At 62.1% G+C, this 17907-nt stretch carries 14 protein-coding genes and 2 pseudogenes; 8 read left to right on the top strand and 8 right to left on the bottom strand.

Features of this window, described 5'->3' with window-relative positions; all coding sequences use genetic code 11:
• Positions 1-30 precede the first annotated feature (30 nt).
• Positions 31-1182 carry an MFS transporter gene (locus AC07YV_RS26040; protein WP_102702358.1) on the bottom strand — a complete coding sequence of 384 codons (1152 nt, stop codon included), beginning with the start codon at positions 1180-1182 and terminating at the stop codon, positions 31-33.
• A gap of 165 nt (positions 1183-1347) precedes the next feature.
• Here AC07YV_RS26040 and AC07YV_RS26035 point away from each other — a divergent pair, with 165 nt between their 5' ends.
• The gene (locus AC07YV_RS26035; protein WP_102702357.1) at positions 1348-2340 is read left to right on the top strand and encodes a diaminopimelate epimerase; all 993 of its coding nucleotides are present in this window, start codon (positions 1348-1350) and stop codon (positions 2338-2340) included.
• Positions 2341-2452: 112 nt separating this feature from the next.
• Here the strand turns inward: AC07YV_RS26035 and codA are convergent, their stop codons facing one another.
• The 4 genes from codA to AC07YV_RS26015 form a co-directional block, all read right to left on the bottom strand.
• Positions 2453-3697 carry a cytosine deaminase gene (gene codA / locus AC07YV_RS26030; RefSeq protein WP_102702356.1) on the bottom strand — a complete coding sequence of 415 codons (1245 nt, stop codon included), beginning with the start codon at positions 3695-3697 and terminating at the stop codon, positions 2453-2455.
• 200 nt (positions 3698-3897) lie between these two features.
• Positions 3898-4728 carry an alpha/beta fold hydrolase gene (locus AC07YV_RS26025; protein ID WP_102702355.1) on the bottom strand — a complete coding sequence of 277 codons (831 nt, stop codon included), beginning with the start codon at positions 4726-4728 and terminating at the stop codon, positions 3898-3900.
• Between the two features lie 211 nt (positions 4729-4939).
• A complete protein-coding gene (gene queD / locus AC07YV_RS26020; RefSeq protein WP_003223505.1) occupies positions 4940-5296 on the bottom strand; it encodes a 6-carboxytetrahydropterin synthase QueD in 357 nt (118 codons plus the stop codon).
• 75 nt (positions 5297-5371) lie between these two features.
• Positions 5372-6451: a hypothetical protein gene (locus tag AC07YV_RS26015; protein WP_102702354.1), complete on the bottom strand. Its 1080-nt coding sequence runs from the start codon at positions 6449-6451 to the stop codon at positions 5372-5374.
• A 249-nt stretch (positions 6452-6700) separates the two neighbouring features.
• Here AC07YV_RS26015 and AC07YV_RS26010 point away from each other — a divergent pair, with 249 nt between their 5' ends.
• Genes AC07YV_RS26010 through AC07YV_RS25995 form a run of 4 tightly spaced genes read left to right on the top strand, consistent with a single transcriptional unit; the run spans position 6701 to position 9311 of the window.
• The gene (locus tag AC07YV_RS26010) at positions 6701-7009 is read left to right on the top strand and encodes a PepSY domain-containing protein (RefSeq protein WP_102702352.1); all 309 of its coding nucleotides are present in this window, start codon (positions 6701-6703) and stop codon (positions 7007-7009) included.
• Positions 7009-7329: a PepSY domain-containing protein gene (locus AC07YV_RS26005; protein WP_102702351.1), complete on the top strand. Its 321-nt coding sequence runs from the start codon at positions 7009-7011 to the stop codon at positions 7327-7329. The genes AC07YV_RS26010 and AC07YV_RS26005 overlap by 1 nt, the downstream gene beginning before the upstream one ends.
• Positions 7330-7332: 3 nt before the next feature.
• Positions 7333-8001, top strand: a complete 669-nt coding sequence (locus AC07YV_RS26000; RefSeq protein ID WP_102702350.1) for a response regulator transcription factor — start codon at positions 7333-7335, stop codon at positions 7999-8001.
• A complete protein-coding gene (locus tag AC07YV_RS25995) occupies positions 7998-9311 on the top strand; it encodes a sensor histidine kinase (protein ID WP_102702349.1) in 1314 nt (437 codons plus the stop codon). Before AC07YV_RS26000 ends, AC07YV_RS25995 begins: the two co-directional genes overlap by 4 nt.
• 112 nt (positions 9312-9423) lie before the next feature.
• On the opposite strand, the gene AC07YV_RS25990 is transcribed toward AC07YV_RS25995, so the two are convergent.
• The 3 genes and pseudogenes from AC07YV_RS25990 to AC07YV_RS25980 all read right to left on the bottom strand — a co-directional run.
• Entirely contained in the window at positions 9424-11100 is a 1677-nt protein-coding gene (locus tag AC07YV_RS25990; RefSeq protein WP_102702348.1) for an MFS transporter, read from the bottom strand.
• Between the two features lie 315 nt (positions 11101-11415).
• Positions 11416-12006, bottom strand: a pseudogene (locus AC07YV_RS25985) (methyl-accepting chemotaxis protein); the annotation flags it as partial.
• A 267-nt stretch (positions 12007-12273) separates the two neighbouring features.
• Positions 12274-13344 (bottom strand): annotated as a pseudogene (locus AC07YV_RS25980) (methyl-accepting chemotaxis protein); the annotation flags it as partial.
• Positions 13345-13887: 543 nt separating this feature from the next.
• Here AC07YV_RS25980 and AC07YV_RS25975 point away from each other — a divergent pair.
• The 3 genes from AC07YV_RS25975 to AC07YV_RS25965 form a co-directional block, all read left to right on the top strand.
• On the top strand, positions 13888-15204 hold the full coding sequence (locus tag AC07YV_RS25975) for a Na+/H+ antiporter family protein (RefSeq protein ID WP_102702345.1): 1317 nt from the start codon (positions 13888-13890) through the stop codon (positions 15202-15204).
• 199 nt (positions 15205-15403) lie between these two features.
• A complete protein-coding gene (gene ctpM / locus AC07YV_RS25970; RefSeq protein WP_102702344.1) occupies positions 15404-17086 on the top strand; it encodes a methyl-accepting chemotaxis protein CtpM in 1683 nt (560 codons plus the stop codon).
• A gap of 188 nt (positions 17087-17274) precedes the next feature.
• Positions 17275-17907: C1 family peptidase (locus AC07YV_RS25965; protein WP_102702343.1), on the top strand; the 633-nt coding region annotated here is incomplete at its 3' end.

The following is a 17907-nucleotide window of genomic DNA, read 5'->3' as shown; positions in this document are numbered from 1 at the left end:
CTGTGGGAGCGAGCCTGCTCGCGAAGCTTTTCAGACCTTCAACACCTTCCCGCCAATCGCCACCGCCACCAGCAACAGCGCCATCAAGGCAAAGGCAAAACTCAAGCTGGCGCCATGGGCGACAAAGCCGATCAGCGCAGGCCCTGCGAGTATTCCCGCATAACCCAGGGTGGTAATGGCCGGTACGGCGATGCTCTCGGGCATGACCGTCTGCTTGCCCACGGCGGTGTACAGCACCGGCACGATGTTCGAGCAACCGGCGCCCAGCAGCGCGTAACCCACCAGCGCCGCCTCCCAACTCGAGGCGAACGTCGCCAGAAACAAGCCCGCGGCAGCCGTCAGCCCGCCGAACACAATCACCCGTGTCGCACCCAGCCGGCGCACGATTTTGTCGCCGGTCAAACGCCCGGTCGTCATGGTCAAGGCAAACGCCGCATAGCCGAGGCCCGCATACGCCGTGTCGATGCCACGTTCCTGTGCCAGGAATACCGCGCTCCAGTCCAGCGCCGCGCCTTCGGCGAGGAACACGATGAAGCACATGCCACCGATAAACAGGACGATGCCATGGGGCACAGCGAACGCCGGCCCTGAGCTCTCACTGCCGTAGGGCAACAGGTGCGGCACGGCCCTGGCCAAGGCGATCAGCAGCATCACGACCACCACCAGCGTGGCCCCCAGCGGTGAAATCCCCAGGCCCAGCAAGCCGCTGACGCCTGCCGCACCGACTATCCCGCCGAGGCTGAACAGGCCGTGGAAACCCGACATCATGTTTTTGCCGCTGGCGCGCTCGACAATCACCGCTTGCAGGTTGACCGTCGAATCCACCGTGCCGAGGCCCGCGCCGAACATGAACAGCGCCGCGATCAAGGCCGGAATCGATGACACCGTGGCCAGCAGCGGCAGGGCGGCACAGATCAGCAAGGTCCCACCGGTCGTCACCCGCCGGCAGCCGAACCGCGTGGCCAGGATCCCGGCCATCGGCATCGCCAGGATCGAACCGACCCCCAGACATAGCAGCAACAGACCCAGGGTGCCTTCATCCAGCCCGGCCCGGGCCTTGGCATAGGGCACCAGCGGCGCCCACGCGGCGATGCCGAACCCGGCGATGAAAAAGGCGATGCGCGTGGACATCTGTTCCAGGCGGCCGGGAACGAAGGTGGTCTGGCTGTTGAGGCTGGTCATATCAATCCCTGGCAAAAAACGTCACGTCCTCAACGGACAGTGATCGACCGAGGAGGGTTCGATCAGTGCCCGGAAAGTTTTACGGTCAAACAGGGCGACATCCTTGCACAGCGCCGCTGTTTTTCGCGATATGTTGAGCCATTCCAATGACACACGGAGGGCGCCATGGCGCAGAGGTACGATGCACGGGGCAATATTTACATCGTGGTAGCGCCCGAAGAATTGCGCCACCAGGGCATCGACTTGCCCGATCAGGCCAGCCACGCGGCACAAACTCGTCAGGCATGGGCTGTGGCGGCCATCGAAGCCTGCTGCAACTGGGCACCCGGCACCCAACCGGCCGGCAGCAAGGATCATCGCAGCGACGGATTGCTGGTCGGACCGTTCCAGTCGTCGCCACCCTTTGACCTGTTGATCGTCAACACCGACGGCACCTTGGCCGAGCGCAGTGGCAACGGGCTGACGATTTTTTCCCAGGCGTTGAGCGACCAAGGGCTTTTACCCCGCGACGAAGCCTGTCTGCTCAGGGTTCACCACGACAAGTCCGACACGCCTTCACCGGGGCAGACTTCGGTGAAAGCGGCTGAAGTCGAGGATGTGCAGGGTTTCTGGCTCGACCTTGGCCAGCCTGGTTTCGGGCCGTCGGCGGTCAGTGCCGAGGGCGTTGAAACGGCGCTGTTGAATGGCCGCGAACTCAGCCATGTCAAACCGCTGTCGGCACTCAATGGCGCATGGTCACGCAGCCAGTTCGCGCGGGTCGGTAATCCGCATTGCGTGACGCTGGTCGAAAACGCCGACGACTTGCCGAGTAATGAGCAGATGCGAGAACCGGCGCTGGGTGACGGGTTGATGCGAATTGCCTACGCCATGCCGGTCGGTGCAGGCAAGCCCTGTCCGGCGGGGATCAACCTGCAATGGGCGATGCGCTTGTCAGAAGGGCACATCGCCGCGCGGGTATTCGAGCGCGGCGAGGGGCCGACGGCGTCGTCGGGGACCAGCGCCAGTGCGGTGGCCTGTGCGGCCTGGCGCGTGGGTTGGGTCAGGGCCGGGGAAGTGAAGGTGACGATGCCGGGTGGCACCGCGCCGATCTTGCTGGAAGAGGAGCGGGGGGAGTTGAGTCGGGTCAGTCTGTTTGGTACGGCTCGAATGATGGATTGACTTCAAAATAGCCTTCGCGGGCAAGCCCGCTCCCACAGGGTTTTGTGAACGACACAAATCTACTGTGGGAGCGGGCTTGCTCGCGAAGAGGCCAGATCAGTCAACACCAAACTCAACTCAGCTCACTGAACTCAACCACCGGCATCGTCCGCTTCATCAACACCTTGCCCTCGCGCACCGAGTACAGCGGCAACCCCTGGCTGCGGATCACCTCGTAATCACTCTCCGCCGACAGAATCAGCAGGTTCGCCGGCCGCCCGCGCTCCAGGCCATAGCGCTCGCCGAGGTTCATGGCCCTGGCGCTGTTGTCCGTCACCAGGTCCAGCGCGCTTTGCAGGTTGCGATAACCGAGCATGTGGCAGATGTGCAGCCCGGCCTCGAGCACCCGCAAAATGTTGCCATTGCCCAGCGGGTACCACGGATCGACGATGGAGTCCTGGCCGAAGCACACGTTCATGCCCGCTTCCAGCAACTCGTTGACCCGGGTCACGCCCCGGCGTTTCGGGAAACTATCGAAGCGACCTTGCAGGTGGATGCTTTCGGTGGGGCAGGAGACAAAGCTGATCCCCGAATGCCCGAGCAAGCGGAACAGCTTGGCGCAGTACGCGTTGTCGTAGGAGCCCATGGCCGTGGTGTGGCTGGCCGTGACCCGCGAACCCATGTCGCGGCTGCGGGCCTCTTCGGCGAGCACTTCGAGAAAGCGTGAATGCGGGTCGTCGGTTTCGTCGCAATGCACGTCGACCAGGCAACCGCTGCGTTCGGCCAGGTCCATGAGGAACTTCACCGAACTGACACCCTGGTCGCGGGTGTACTCGAAATGCGGAATGCCACCGACCACGTCCGCGCCCATGCGGATCGCCTCTTCCATCAACTCGCGACCATTGCGGTACGACTCGATGCCTTCCTGAGGGAACGCGACGATTTGCAGGTCGACCAGGTGCCGGCTTTCCTCGCGCACTTCGAGCATCGCCTTGAGCGCGGTCAGTTGCGGGTCGGTGACGTCGACGTGGGTGCGCACATGCTGGATGCCGTGGGCGGCGAGGGCCTGGATGGTTTTTTTGGCGCGGGTCTTGGTGTCTTCCTGGGTGATGGTCGCCTTGCGCTCGCCCCAACACTCGATGCCTTCGAACAGCGTGCCGCTCATGTTCCAGCGCGGCTCGCCGGCGGTCAGGGTGGCGTCGAGGTGGATGTGCGGCTCGACAAAGGGCGGCACCACCAGATTGCCGCCGGCATCCAGGTCGCCAGGGCCCAGGGTCGGGGCCTCGATCTGGCGGGCGATGCTGCTGATCAGGCCGTTTTCCAGGTTCAGCTCATGCAGGCCTTCCTGGTTGCGCAGACGGGCGTTGATGATGTGCATCGGGCGAGTCCTTTTAGCGATTCGTATTGGCAATATCTTTACGTTAGCTCGGTGGTGGCGATCCCCGCCAGTGACATTGATCACCACCATTCAAATGTGGGAGCGGGCTTGCTCGCGAAGGCGGTTGTACATTCGACATATGCATCGACTGATACTCCGCTTTCGCGAGCAAGCCCGCTCCCACAGGGGATTGGGTTTGTTCAGGTGGATTGAAGCAGGGGCAGAAAACGCAGCAACGCGGCGACTATGGCTTCAGGCGCATCTTCCTGAACCAGATGACCGGCGTTGGGGATCGGATGGAACTGCGCGCCGGGAATCATTTGCTGCAAGGCCCGCCCGCGTTCGACGGGAATCCACTGATCGTCTTCACCCCAGAGAATCTGCACCGGGCAGCGAATCGTCGGGTACAAGCCTTCGGCCTCACGGGTATAACACTCGTCCATCTGCGCGATCTGCCGGTAGAACGCCGCTTGCCCCCGCTCCCCCAGCCACGGCAGAACGTAGGGGGCGAGTTCGGCATCGGGGATGTCGCGCTGGATGGCCCCGCGAATGTAGGTCGGCACGACGGCGCGCTGGATGTAGTCGGGCAGTCCGCTGAACGCCGCTTCATGCTGGCGCACATGCTGCACGAATGGCGAACCCCAGGGCGTCAGCGCCACCGGATCGATCAGCGTCAGGCTGCGGTAATCCTTGCCGTTGAGCAGATGCGTGCGCAGGGCGGTGGCGCCGCCGAAGTCGTGGGCCACCACGTCGGGGCGATCCAGGCCCCAATGCTCCAGCAACTGTGCCAGCAATTCGTTCTGTACACCCAGGGACACGTCGCCATCGACTTTCTCGGATTGCCCGTAGCCCAGCAAATCGAAATAGTGCACCCGGTGCGTGGTGATGAAGTGCGGGGCAATCCGGTGCCAGACATAGGAGGAGAAGGGCGTGCCATGCACGAACACCAGCGGCGGGCCATCGCCGCGTACGGCGTAGCGCACGGAGTGCCCTTTGAAGCGATAGGTCTGGGGCAGAGGCCAGTCAGTCATGGGCTTGTCCTCTTGACGGGGGAAGAGGCAAAAAGCATAGGCATAAAAAAACAGCCGATGAAGGCTGTTCTTTATTTCTCTGACAAAACGCTGTTCCCCTGTGGGAGCGGGCTTGCTCGCGAAGGCGTCGTGTCATTCGACATTGTGGTGACTGACACTACGCCTTCGCGAGCAAGCCCGCTCCCACAGGGAGAGCAGTGTTGTCTGAAGATTACTCGCCGCGATAGATGCAACCGCTGGTGCAGGTTTCGTGGATACGAATCGCACTGAGTTCCGGCAGCAACGGCTTCATCTCGTTCCAGATAAACTTGGCCAGCACTTCGCTGGTCGGGTTTTCCAGGCCGGGAATGTCGTTCAGGTAGTTGTGGTCCAGACGCTCGTACAGCGGCTTGAAGATCGCCTTGATCTCGGAGAAGTCGCGGATCCAGCCGGTGTGCGGATCAAGATCGCCGCTCAGGTGGATCGCCACTTTGAACGAGTGACCGTGCAGGCGCCCGCACTTGTGGCCGTCCGGTACGTGGGGCAGGCGGTGGGCGGATTCGAAAGTAAATTCCTTGAAGATTTCCACAGTGTTTTCAGCTCTGTTCAGGTGGCGTTCGCCGCAGCGATTCGGGCAGGCGGCGAGTTTACCAGTTTGTCCTGACTAAAGGGTCAGCAAGCGCTCGCCGAGGCGACCGTTGGCGGCCAGTTCGAGGAATTCGTCGCCCATGCGGCGGCTTTCCTCCATGGTGGTGCGCCAGTATTTCTGCCGGCTCGGGGCGTCGCCCATGAAGCGCTTGAAGTCGTTACGGTCCGGCAGTTTGCCGTAGGGCAAGCGCGCCAGGTATTCCTTCGACGGTGCCAGCAGCAGCACGTTTTGCAGGCGGGTCGGGCAGGCGCGGCGCCACGGCAGGGTCTTGTCGAACCAGCCGGGAATCACCCGGTCGGTGAAATGCGGGTAGAGCACGATGTCATCGCCGCTGTAGGGCAGGTCCAGGTGATAGTCCAGCAGACCGCCGTCGCGGAAGGTGCCGGCACCGGCGCCCGGCAGGTCGCGCACGCCTTCCATGACCATCGGGATCGAGCCGGAAGCCAGCAGGGCTTGGCGCAAATTGCCGGCATTGAGCGCGACGAAGCGCGACGGGAAGTCGTTCAAGGCGTCGACCGGCGGCGCCAGGCGCGGGTCGTGGATGATCAGGCGTTCGAAGTGCCGGGCCAGCCGCGCCCGGCCGCGCAGGTTGTCGGCGATGACCGAGGACAGGCCCAGCCCCAGGCGACCGCGATGGTCGTCGGCGAGCAGACCGTGGCTTTTGACCACCATGATGTTCAGGCGGTAAGCGCTGTTGCCGAGGATCGAGGCATCACGACCGTCGAGCAGGTCTTCGAGCATGCGCCGCGAGCTCTGGCTGATTTGCGCCATGGTCACGCCCTTGGCAAAGTTTTGCTCGGTGTACAGCTGCCCGAGACGCCGGATGCCCTCGGCGGCGTCCGGCAGGCAGGCGCTGGCGAAGCGCCAGGAACCCACCGATGCACCAATCAGCGAGCGCTCCCGCGGTGCCGCCGGCAGCCACTCGCCGAACAGCGCCAGGTCCAGCCCCTGAATCCCCAGCGCCTTCGGACCGCCCGCCGCACCGGGCAGGGTACCGACCTCGGCGGCATTCAAGCCGCTTTCACGGATGCGCGCAAACGCCCGCGGACCGGCCTTGAGGGTCAGGGAAGGGAACTTGATGTGGATGGCGGTCATACCGGTCTCGAATGTTGGCAAACGGGGGAAATTTAAACACCACATCCCCTGTAGGAGCGAGCCTGCTCGCGATGGTCGTCAACGATTACGCTGGTAACCTGACACCCCGCGGCGTTCCAAGGTCCATCGCGAGCAGGCTCGCTCCTACAGGGAATGCGCTGTGGCCAATGATGGCCATTCAGTTTCAATTAAGTTCATCCGGTTAAGGTGTCGCCCACAGGCCGCACCTGAAGCAATACGGAGACACCCATGAAAACCCCGACAGCCCTGTTCACCGCGTGCATCATCGGCATGACCGCGAGCATCGCCCACGCCCGGGAACTGGGCCCGGATGAAGCGCTGAGATTGCGCGACGCTGGTACCATTGTCTCGTTCGAGACACTTAATGCCAAGGCAGTGGCCAGGCATCCAGGCTCCACCGTCAATGAATCCGAGCTGGAACAGCATTACGGCAAGTATTTGTACAAGGTAGAGCTGCGCGATCCCCAGGGTATCGACTGGGATCTGGAATTAGACGCTGTCAGCGGGCAGGTTCTCAAGGATCATCAGGATTGGTAATGAAGGTGTTTTTATCCAATCGATGCACCGGCAGCCGGATGGCGCTGGTGCTTCTGGCATTTTGCTCGGCAGTGCTGGCGCGCGACCTGGACCAGGACGAAGCCCTGCGCCTGCGTCAGCAGGGCGTGATCCTGCCGCTGGAGCAACTGCTGCAGCAGGCAATGGGTCGCTACCCCGGCGCGAAACTGCTGGAGGCCGAGCTCGAAGAAAAACACGACGTCTACATTTATGAAGTCGAGCTGCTGACCCCTGAAGGCGTGGTCCGCGAACTGGACATCGATGCCACCACCGGCCGTTTACTCAAAGACAAGGAAGACTGATCCATGCGTTTGCTTCTGGTGGAAGACCATGTGCCCCTGGCCGACGAACTGCTGGCCGGTCTCAACCGCCAGGGTTATGCGGTGGACTGGCTGGCCGACGGTCGCGACGCAGTGCATCAGGGCAGCACTGAACCTTACGACCTGATCATCCTCGATCTTGGCCTGCCGGGCGTGCCGGGGCTCGAGGTGCTGGCGCAATGGCGCGCGGCGGGGCTGGCCACGCCGGTGCTGATCCTCACGGCCCGGGATTCCTGGGCCGAACGCATCGAAGGCCTCAAGGCCGGCGCCGACGATTACCTGACCAAACCCTTTCATCCCGAAGAGCTGTTCTTGCGCATCCAGGCGTTGCTGCGCCGCTCCCATGGCCAGGTCAACCAGCCGACGCTCCAGGCCGCCGGGCTGCACCTGGACGAAGGTCGCCAGTGCGTTGTCCGCGACGGTGCGGACATTCAGCTGACGGCCGCGGAGTTTCGCCTGTTGCGTTATTTCATGCTGCACCCCGAGCAGATCCTCTCCAAAAGCCACCTCGCCGAGCACCTCTACGACGGTGAAACCGAGCGCGATTCCAATGTGCTGGAGGTCCACGTCAACCATTTGCGCCGCAAGCTCGGCAAAAGCGTGATCGAAACCCGTCGTGGCCAGGGCTACCTGTTCGGCGGGCAAGACCGGTGAGATCGATCCAGCGTCGCTTGAGCCTGGGCCTGATCAGCGTGATGCTGGTCGTTGGCCTGGTGCTGGCGCAAACCAGCCTGTGGCTGTTCGAAATGGGTTTGCAGCGCTACCTCGAAGCCGGGTTGCGCAATGACAGCGAGAGCCTGCTGGCGGCGCTGGTGCGCGGGCCGCAAGGCTTGCAACTGGATGAACGACGTCTGTCGCCGGCCTATCAGCGGCCGTTTTCCGGGCATTATTTCCGCATCGATTTCACCGATGGCCATTGGCGTTCCCGTTCGTTATGGGATCAGGAACTGCCGGCGCTCGATCACCCCGGCCTGCACGACGATCTGCAGCTGGGGCCGGAAGGGCAGCAGTTGCTGGTGTTGCGTACGGACTATCGACGCCTGGGGTTGCCGATCTCCATCAGCGTCGCCGAGGATTACACGCCGATACGTGAAAGCTTCCGGCGCGTGCAACAGCTCGTGTTGGGCCTGGGTTTGACCGGGTTGCTGCTGATTCTGTTGCTGCAACGGATAACCGTGCGCCGCGCCTTGCGTCCACTGGAACAGGCCCGCGAGCAGATCGCGCAGTTGCAACAGGGCCAGCGCTCGCAACTCGATGATCAGGTACCGCTGGAGCTGGAGCCACTGGTGGCGCAGATCAACCACTTGCTGGCCCACACCGAGGACAGCCTCAAGCGCTCACGCAATGCCCTGGGCAACCTCGGTCACGCGTTGAAAACACCGCTGGCGGTGCTGTTGAGCCTGGCCTCGAGCGAGCAGCTTGAGGCGCACCCGCAGCTGCGCAAGACCCTCAAGGAACAACTGCAGCAGGTCGAGCAACGGCTCAATCGGGAACTCAACCGTGCGCGGTTATCCGGTGATGCGTTGCCGGGCGCGCTGTTTGATTGCGATGGCGAACTTCCCGGGTTGCTGGCAACCCTGAACATGATCCATGGCGAACACCTGGCGCTGAGCTACCGCGCTCCGCCCGACCTGCAATTGCCATGGGATCGTGAAGATTTGCTGGAGCTGTTGGGCAACCTGCTGGATAACGCCTGCAAATGGGCGGATGCCGAGGTTCGCGTGAGTGTCGCCGAGTTGGCGAACGGGTTTGAACTCAGTGTGGAAGATGACGGCCCGGGCATTCCCGAAGAGCGTCGTGATCAGGTGTTCAGCCGGGGAACGCGGCTGGACGAGCAGACCCATGGGCATGGCCTGGGACTTGGCATCGTGCGCGACATCGTCGACAGCTGGGGCGGGACACTGTCGTTGCTGGAAAGCGAGTGGGGCGGGTTGAAGGTCGTCATCGAATTGCCCAAACACTGAGATCCATTGTGGGAGCGGGCTTGCTCGCGAAGGCGGTGGATCAATCAACATCAATGTTGTCTGACACTCAGCTTTCGCGAGCAAGCCCGCTCCCACATAGAACCTCCCCGCCTCAGGTGTGATGAATCTCCCGATCCTTGGTTTCCGGCATGAAGAAAATACCCAGCACAGCCGTCATCACCGCGATGACGATCGGATACCACAGCCCGTAATAGATATCCCCCGTGGCCGCGACCATGGCGAACGCCACTGTCGGCAGGAAGCCGCCGAACCAGCCATTGCCGATGTGATAGGGCAGCGACATCGAGGTGTAGCGGATGCGCGCCGGGAACAGCTCCACCAGCCAGGCGGCGATCGGCCCGTAGACCATGGTCACGTAGATCACCAGGATCGTCAGGAGCAACAGCACCATCGGGTAGTTGGTCTTGGCCGGGTCGGCTTTCTCGGGGTAGCCGGCGTCCTTGAGGGCGGTGGCGAGATTGGCGGTAAAGGCATCGTTCTTGGCCTTGAAGTCGGCGGCCGGCATGCCGGTGCCCTCGAAGCTCTCGATCACTTTCTCGCCGATGCGCACCTGCGCAACGGCGCCCGGCTCGGCGTTGACGTTCTTGTAGGGGATGGCCCGTTTGGCCAGCACGGTCTTGGCCAGGTCGCAGGAGCTGGTGAATTTGGCCTTGCCTACCGGGTCGAACTGGAACGAGCACTGGTCGGGATTGGCGATGACCGTGACCGGGTTCTTCTCCTGGGCAACGAACACGTCGGGGTTACCGTATTGGGTCAACGCATGGAAGATCGGGAAGTAAGTCAGTGCGGCGATGATGCAGCCGGCCATGATGATGCCCTTGCGGCCGATGCGGTCGGACAGGCTGCCGAACAGGACGAAGAACGGTGTGCCGATCAGCAGCGAGCCGGCAATCAGCAAGTTGGCGGTCTGCGGGTCGATCTTCAGTGTCTGCAGCAGGAAGAACAGCGCATAGAATTGCCCGGTGTACCAGACCACGGCCTGGCCGGCGGTGCCACCGAGCAGGGCCATGATCACGATCTTGAGGTTTTCCCAGCGGGCGAAGGATTCGGTCAGCGGTGCCTTGGATGCCTTGCCTTCAGCCTTCATTTTCATGAACACCGGTGACTCGCTCAGTTGCAGGCGGATGTACACCGAGATAATCAACAGCAGGATCGAAAGCAGGAACGGAATCCGCCAGCCCCAGGCTTCGAAGGCTTCCGTGCCCAGCGCGGTACGGCAGGCGAGGATCACCAGCAGTGAAAGAAACAGGCCAAGGGTGGCTGTCGTCTGAATCCACGAGGTGAAATAGCCGCGCTTGCCCTTGGGCGCATGTTCGGCCACGTAGGTGGCCGCGCCGCCGTACTCACCGCCCAGCGCCAGGCCCTGCAGCAAACGCAGGCTGATCAGGATGATCGGCGCGGCCACGCCTATGCTCGCGTAGCCGGGCAGCAAGCCCACCACGGCCGTCGAGACACCCATGATCACGATGGTGATGAGGAAGGTGTGCTTGCGTCCGATCATGTCGCCCAGGCGGCCGAACACAATGGCGCCGAACGGCCGGACGGCGAAGCCGGCGGCGAAGGCGAGCAGGGCGAAGATGAAGGAAGTCGTTTCGTTGACGCCGGCGAAGAAGTGCTTGGCGATAATCGCCGCGAGGGAGCCGTACAGGTAGAAGTCATACCATTCGAACACGGTGCCCAGGGATGACGCGAAGATGACCTTGCGTTCCTCCTTGGTGATCCCGTGGTTGGGCGCGCTGCCCGTGGTTGTATTGTCGATTGCTGCCATGAGTATTCTCCGTCGTGCTCTTGTTGTAGGCCGGAGTTCTCACCAACACTTGCCGTACCCAGGCCCTGGGGCTGAAGTCATCGGATTACGTGGCTTGCATTCAAGTTGACGCCCGAAAAAGCTGCAAGGTTCCATGAAGCATAATCGGCTTGCGGCAGATATCCACTTGCCACCATTTCATTGAGCAGCGCGCAGAAAAAATGTGGGAGCGAGCTTGCTCGCGATGGCGGAGTGTCAATCAACAAAAATGTTGTCTGACCCACCGCCATCGCGAGCAAGCTCGCTCCCACAGGTATTTTGTTCGACCAGCAAGGCTTAAACGCGGAACTGATCCATCAGACTCTGCTGCTGGTTCGCCAGGCTGTTGAGCGACTGGCTGACCCGTGCCGACTCATTGGCCTGGCCCGACAGCGACTCGGTCACGTCGCGAATGGTCGCCACGTTGTTGTTGATCTCCTCGGCCACCGCGCTTTGCTCTTCGGCGGCGCTGGCGATCTGCATGTTCATGTCGTTGATCACGGTCACCGCGTCGCCGATCTGGCGCAGCGCGGTCACGGCCTGGCCGACTTGCTCGACACTGCCCTGGGCCTGGCGATGGCTGTTGTTCATCGAACCCACCACTTCCTGCGTACCGCTTTGCAGTTGTTCGATCACCAGACGGGTTTCTTCCACCGACTCCTGGGTACGCCGCGCCAGGTTGCGCACCTCATCGGCGACCACGGCAAAACCGCGCCCGGCTTCACCGGCACGGGCCGCTTCGATTGCGGCGTTGAGGGCCAGCAGGTTGGTCTGTTCGGCAATCGCGCGGATCACTTCCAGCACCGTGCCGATCTTCTCGCTGTTGGCGGCCAGGCCTTCGACCTGAACCATGGCCGCGCTCATGTCGGCGGCGAGGTGGTCGATGCTGGCGGTGGTGCGGTCGATCACGGTCAGGCCCTGACGGGTCGCCTGATCGGCATCGCGGGCGGCGTGTGCCGCTTGCGCGGCGCTGCGGGCGACGTCCTGGGCGGTGGCGCTCATCTCGTGGGAGGCGGTCGCGACCTGATCAACCTGGCGGTACTGCTGCTCCATGCCGGCGCTGGTCTGGGTGGCGATGGCGGACGATTGGTCCGCCGTGCTGCGGGCGTCCTGCACCGAGCGTTTCACTTCGGCAATGATCGGTTGCAGCTTGTCGAGGAAGCGGTTGAACCAGCCGGCCAACTGGCCCAGCTCATCCTTTTTGTCGTAGGCCAACCGGCGGGTCAGGTCACCTTCGCCGCTGGCGATGTCTTCGAGCATGTGCGCCACGCCGAGGATCGGTCTGGTCACGCTGCGGGCCATCAGCCACACCAGCACCAGGCCCAGCAGCGCAGCGAGCACGCCCAGGCCGAGTTCGACCAGTGTGCCGGCGGTGTTGCTTTCGTCCAGTTGCTTTTTCAGGGCTTCGGCGGGGCCGACCAGGACTTTCTCCGGCACGTCGAGCAGGACGCCCCAGGACTTGCCGTCGGGAATCGGCTGGAAGGGGGCCAGCACTTTCAATTGCTGATGGCTGTGCAGGCTGGCGGTTTTGCTGCTGGCGGCCAGCATGCGCAGCAGTTCGGTACCGCTGGCCTTGTCGACGGTATCCAGGCGCTGGCTGAGTTTTCTGGCGTCCGGGCTGTAGCCGGCGAGCAGGCCCGCCGGGCTGATGATGCTGACACTGGTCTGGCCGTCGTAGAGTTTCTTGCTGGCCCCCAGGCTGACCGCTTGCAGGCTGTTGAGGTTGATGTCCACCGACAGCGAGGCGATCACCTTGCCGTTGACCATCAGCGGGAAAACGATGCTGGTCATCAGCACGTTCTGGCCGTCGATCTCATAGAAGTAGGGTTCGATCACGCACGGCTTGAGCGTGGTGCGCGGGCAGGTGAACCAGGCGTTGGCCGCTTCGCCGCTGGGGCCGGTGCTGGTATCGGCCATGTCCTTTTCCGGCAGCGCCATGGACGTCAGCTTGCCCGGCGTCGGCTGCGACCAGTAGAGGGCGAAACGGCCCTTGTCGTTGCTGCCCAGTTCCGCCTGGCCGGCGAACAGGTCGTCCTTGCCGTCCAGCCCGTTGGGTTCGAACACCAGGGACAGGCCGAGCAGGTCCGGATTGGCCTGCAGGGCCGACTTGACCTGGCGGGTCAGGTCTTCGCGCAGGTCGAAGGCATCGAGGAAGCGCTTTTCGGCCTGCTCGCGCAAAAACAGCACCTGCCGGGAGAAACCGTGGCCGTACTGATAGGCGTCCATGAACTGCTGGCGAATCCCCAGTGCCTGGTTCTCGCCCTGGGACTCGATCCGGGCCTGGGCCGATTCGGTCAGCATCTCCATGCTCGAGGCTTTCACCAGCTCGGAGCTGTGCTCCATGCGGTACAGCGAAAGACCCACCAGCAGGGTCACGATGCCCGCCAGGCACAGCCCGGCCAGCAGGGTGATTTTCCATTGAATGGAAAGTTGTCTGAGCGACATGGAGGCGTCCTTATTCGATAAATATCTGAGACTTTGCACTGTAGCGGCCGCCGTTCGGCATTCTTTAAGCCGTCAACCAAATATCGAATCACCCCTGTAGGAGCTGCCGCAGGCTGCGATCTTTTGATCTTCAACACCCAAAAAGACGCCAAAGATCAAAAGATCGCAGCCTGCGGCAGCTCCTACACAGGGTTGTGTGGGCTTTGACAAGGCGGCAGCGGTCCGGCAAAGTGCGCGCCCTCTAATAAAACCCATTCCTGTTATCCGCTGGCGGCTCACGCAGACTGCCGGGCGGACTCTTTCCGTTTGTCACGAGGTTACGAAATGAATGCAGTCATTGCCGCGGTCGGCATCATGCTGGTGCTCAGCCTGTCCCGCGTGCATGTGGTGATCGCCCTGATCGTCGGTGCGCTGGTAGGTGGCCTGACCGGTGGCCTGGGCATCGAGGCGACGCTCAAGGCTTTCAACAGCGGCCTGGGTGGCGGGGCGACGGTGGCGTTGTCCTACGCGTTGCTCGGTGCTTTCGCCGTGGCCATTGCCAAATCCGGCATGGCCCATGCGCTGGCCGACAAGGCGCTGGCGATGGTCGATCGCCAGCACGCCAGCGGCGGCGGCCAGGTCAAATGGCTGCTGATTGGCCTGCTCTGGGTCGTGGCCATCGCCTCGCAGAACATCCTGCCGATCCATATCGCGTTCATTCCGTTGCTGGTGCCACCGCTTCTTTATGTGCTGACCAAGCTGCAACTGGACCGTCGACTGATCGCCTGTGTCATGACCTTCGGCCTGATCACGCCCTACATGTTCCTGCCGGTGGGCTTCGGCAATATCTTCCTCAATGAGATCCTGCTGGCCAACGTCGCCCGCAGCGGTGTGGACATCAGCGGCATCAACGTGACTCACGCCATGGGCATTCCGGCGCTGGGCATGGTGGCGGGCCTGCTGATCGCGTTTGTCAGCTACCGCAAGAAGCGGGTCTACGACCTGGCGAAAATCGAGCAAGTCGAGCAAGTGGCGGTGCAATACAACCCGCTGAGCCTGATGGTGGCCGGCGTGGCCATCGCCGCGGCGTTCATCATTCAGCTGCTGCTCGATTCGATGATTATCGGTGCACTGGTCGGCTTCCTGATTTTCTCGGTGTCGGGCATCGTCAAATGGCGTGACACCGATGACCTGTTCACCGAAGGCATGAAAATGATGGCGATGATCGGTTTCATCATGATCGCCGCCTCGGGCTTTGCCGAAGTGATGAAGGCCACCGGTCAAGTGCAGACGCTGGTCGAGTCGTCGGCGTCGTACATCGATCACAGCAAAGGCATTGGCGCCTTGCTGATGTTGCTGGTGGGGTTGCTGGTGACCATGGGCATCGGCTCGTCGTTCTCCACCGTGCCGATCCTGGCGGCGATCTTCGTGCCGCTGTGCGTGCAACTGGGCTTCAGCCCGTTGGCGATCGTGTGCATCGTCGGCACGGCCGGTGCCCTGGGCGACGCCGGTTCGCCGGCCTCGGACTCGACCCTCGGCCCGACCTCCGGCCTGAACATCGACGGCCAGCACCATCACATCTGGGACACCGTGGTCCCGACCTTCCTGCACTACAACCTGCCGCTGCTGGCGTTTGGCTGGGTGGCGGCGATGGTTCTGTAACACCCCTTGTCCCTGTGGGAGCGAGCCTGCTCGCGAAGGCTGCGGCACATCCAGCATCGATGTGTCTGACATACCGCTTTCGCGAGCAGGCTCGCTCCCACAAGGGATCACCAGTGTCCTCAATGACCGCGTTCAACTTTTGACCTGGCATGCCGTTAAAGCTTTTAACCACGCCAACAAAAACAAAAGAGTGAACGTCATGCGCATGAGCCTCAAGGCCAAAGTCCTGTCCCTTGCCGTCCTCCCGGTGCTGCTGTTTGCGCTGGTCATCAGCCTGACCACGCTGTTCATTCTTCAGGAGCAGGCCCGCAATGAAGTCGAGCAGACCCGCGAACGCCTGCTCAGCGATGCCAAGGCGACCCTGCAAAGCTACGTGGCCGTGGCCATGACCACGATCAAGCCGCTTTATGACGCGGCCACTCCCGGCGACGAGGCGGCGCGGGCCCAGGTGATCAAGTTGCTGTCGAGCATCACCTATGGCAAGGACGGCTACTTCTTCGGCTACGACTCCAACACCGTGCGCCTGTTCAAGGCCAACAGCCCCGAAGGCGTAGGCCAGAGCTTCAAGGACAACCGCGACCCGAACGGTGTCTACGTCAACCGCGACCTGGTGAAAGTGGCCAAGGACGGTACGCATTACCTGCAATACAGCTCGCCATTGCCCGGCAACACCCAGGTGCTGGTGCCCAAGCTCGGCTACACCGAATACCTGCCCAAGTGGGACATGGCGGTCGGCACCTCGGTCAACCTCGACGGCATCGAAGCACAAGTGGCGGTGGTCGAAGCCAAGGTTCAGGAGCGCATGCAAGGCATGGTGCTGAGCATCGTCGGCGTGGCGGTCGTGGTGTTGCTGGTGATCGCCGCTGCCGGGATGTTGCTGGCCAACACCATTCTGCGTCCGTTGCATTTGATGAAAGCCAACCTCGACGACATCGCGGCGGGCGAGGGCGATCTGACCCGCCGCCTGACCATCACCAGCCAGGACGAACTGGGCGAATTGGCCGGCTCGTTCAACCGGTTCGTCGACAAGATCCACGGGCTGGTACGCCAGATCAGCGAAATGACCACGCAACTGACCGGGCTGGTGAACCAGGTGTCCGACCAGGCCAATCGTTCTGATCAGGCCATGGAGCGTCAGCGCCATGAAACCGATCAGGTAGCCACGGCAATCAACGAGATGTCGGCGGCGGCCCAGGAAGTGGCCAAGAGCGCGCAGAACGCCGCGGTGGCAGCCCAACAGACGGATGAAGAAGGCCAGGCGGCCAAGCGGGTGGTGGCTGGCAGCATCGAGAAGATCCATGCGCTGGTGGACGACATCCGCAGCAGCGGTGTGTCCCTCGACAGCCTGCAAAAAGACGTGTCATCGATTGTCAGCGTGCTGGGGGTGATCCGTTCGATTGCCGATCAGACCAACCTGCTGGCGCTCAACGCGGCCATCGAAGCTGCCCGTGCCGGCGAGGCCGGGCGCGGTTTTGCGGTGGTGGCCGATGAAGTGCGGGCGCTGGCCAGCCGCACGCAAATCAGCACCCAGGAAATCCAGGGCATGATCGACCGCCTGCAGGCCGGCACCCAGTCGGCGGTGGAGGCGATGCGTCGCTCCAGCGAGGCGGGCGACGGTACCTCGGCCCAGGCCAACGAGGCGGGGGCTTCGCTGGACACCATGGCCCAGTTGATCGCGACCATCAATTCGATGAACGCGCAGATCGCCAGCGCCGCTGAAGAACAGACCGCCGTGGCCGAAGAGATCAACCGCAGCGTGCATCAGATTGCCGTGGCGGTGGATAACGTCGCCGACGAAACCCAGCTCGGCGCGCAGACTTCCCGCAGCCTGGCCGAGCTCGGTCGGCGCCTGGGCAGCCTGGTCGGGCAGTTCCGAATCTGACGGGTTTGCAACGTCGGGAGCGAGCCTGCTCCCGATTATATTTTTCAATGCGAATTGCTCTGGTTTTTATAGCTAAACAGTATTGATTAACTGTCAGATTTGACAGTTGTTGGGTTTGGCTGATTGGTCTTTCATTTCACTGACGTAGCGAGGTAACTGAAAAAATTTATAAAAAGCAGGGGCTAAGAATGAGGTTTTGGCAACTCTCATGTTTCATTCTGGTTGGCGGCTGTGTTGTTACGGCACAGGCTATGGACATACCCAGCTCAGTGGACTGGCGTACCAGGGGAGCGGTTACCAGCGTGAAGCAATTGGGGGCTTGTGGTTCCAGTTATGCTTTTTCAGCCGTGGGTGCCCTGGAGGGCGCATTGTTTTTGGAAACGGAAAGACTGGTTGATCTTTCCGCGGAGCAAATCCTCGATTGCAGTAGTGAGCAAGGTAATCAGGGTTGTGATGGCGGGCTGATGGATTACACCTATGACTATGTCAAGCAGAACGGTATTCAGTCGGAAGAGTATTACCCCTACGCGGGCGGCGGTGGGGGGCACTGTAATGCTGGCGTAATCAAGGCTGTCGCGGCCAATACGGTGACCTATACGAATATACCCGCGGGCGATGAGGAGGCACTGCGTCAGGCCGTTGCCAAGGCGCCTGTAGCGGCGGCGATTGACGCCTCTGACAACTTTCGAAGTTACTCCGGCGGGGTATTGAATGATGACAGTTGCAATGAGAAGGACTTGAATTACGCCGTGCTTATTGTTGGTTATGGCACCGAAGATGGCGAGGATTATTGGCTGGTGAAAAATAGCCGGGGGCCGGAG

Source organism: Pseudomonas sp. GW456-E7, assembly GCF_059424105.1.
Note: the sequence above shows the minus strand (reverse complement) of the source record. Positions and strands in the feature narration are given on the sequence as shown.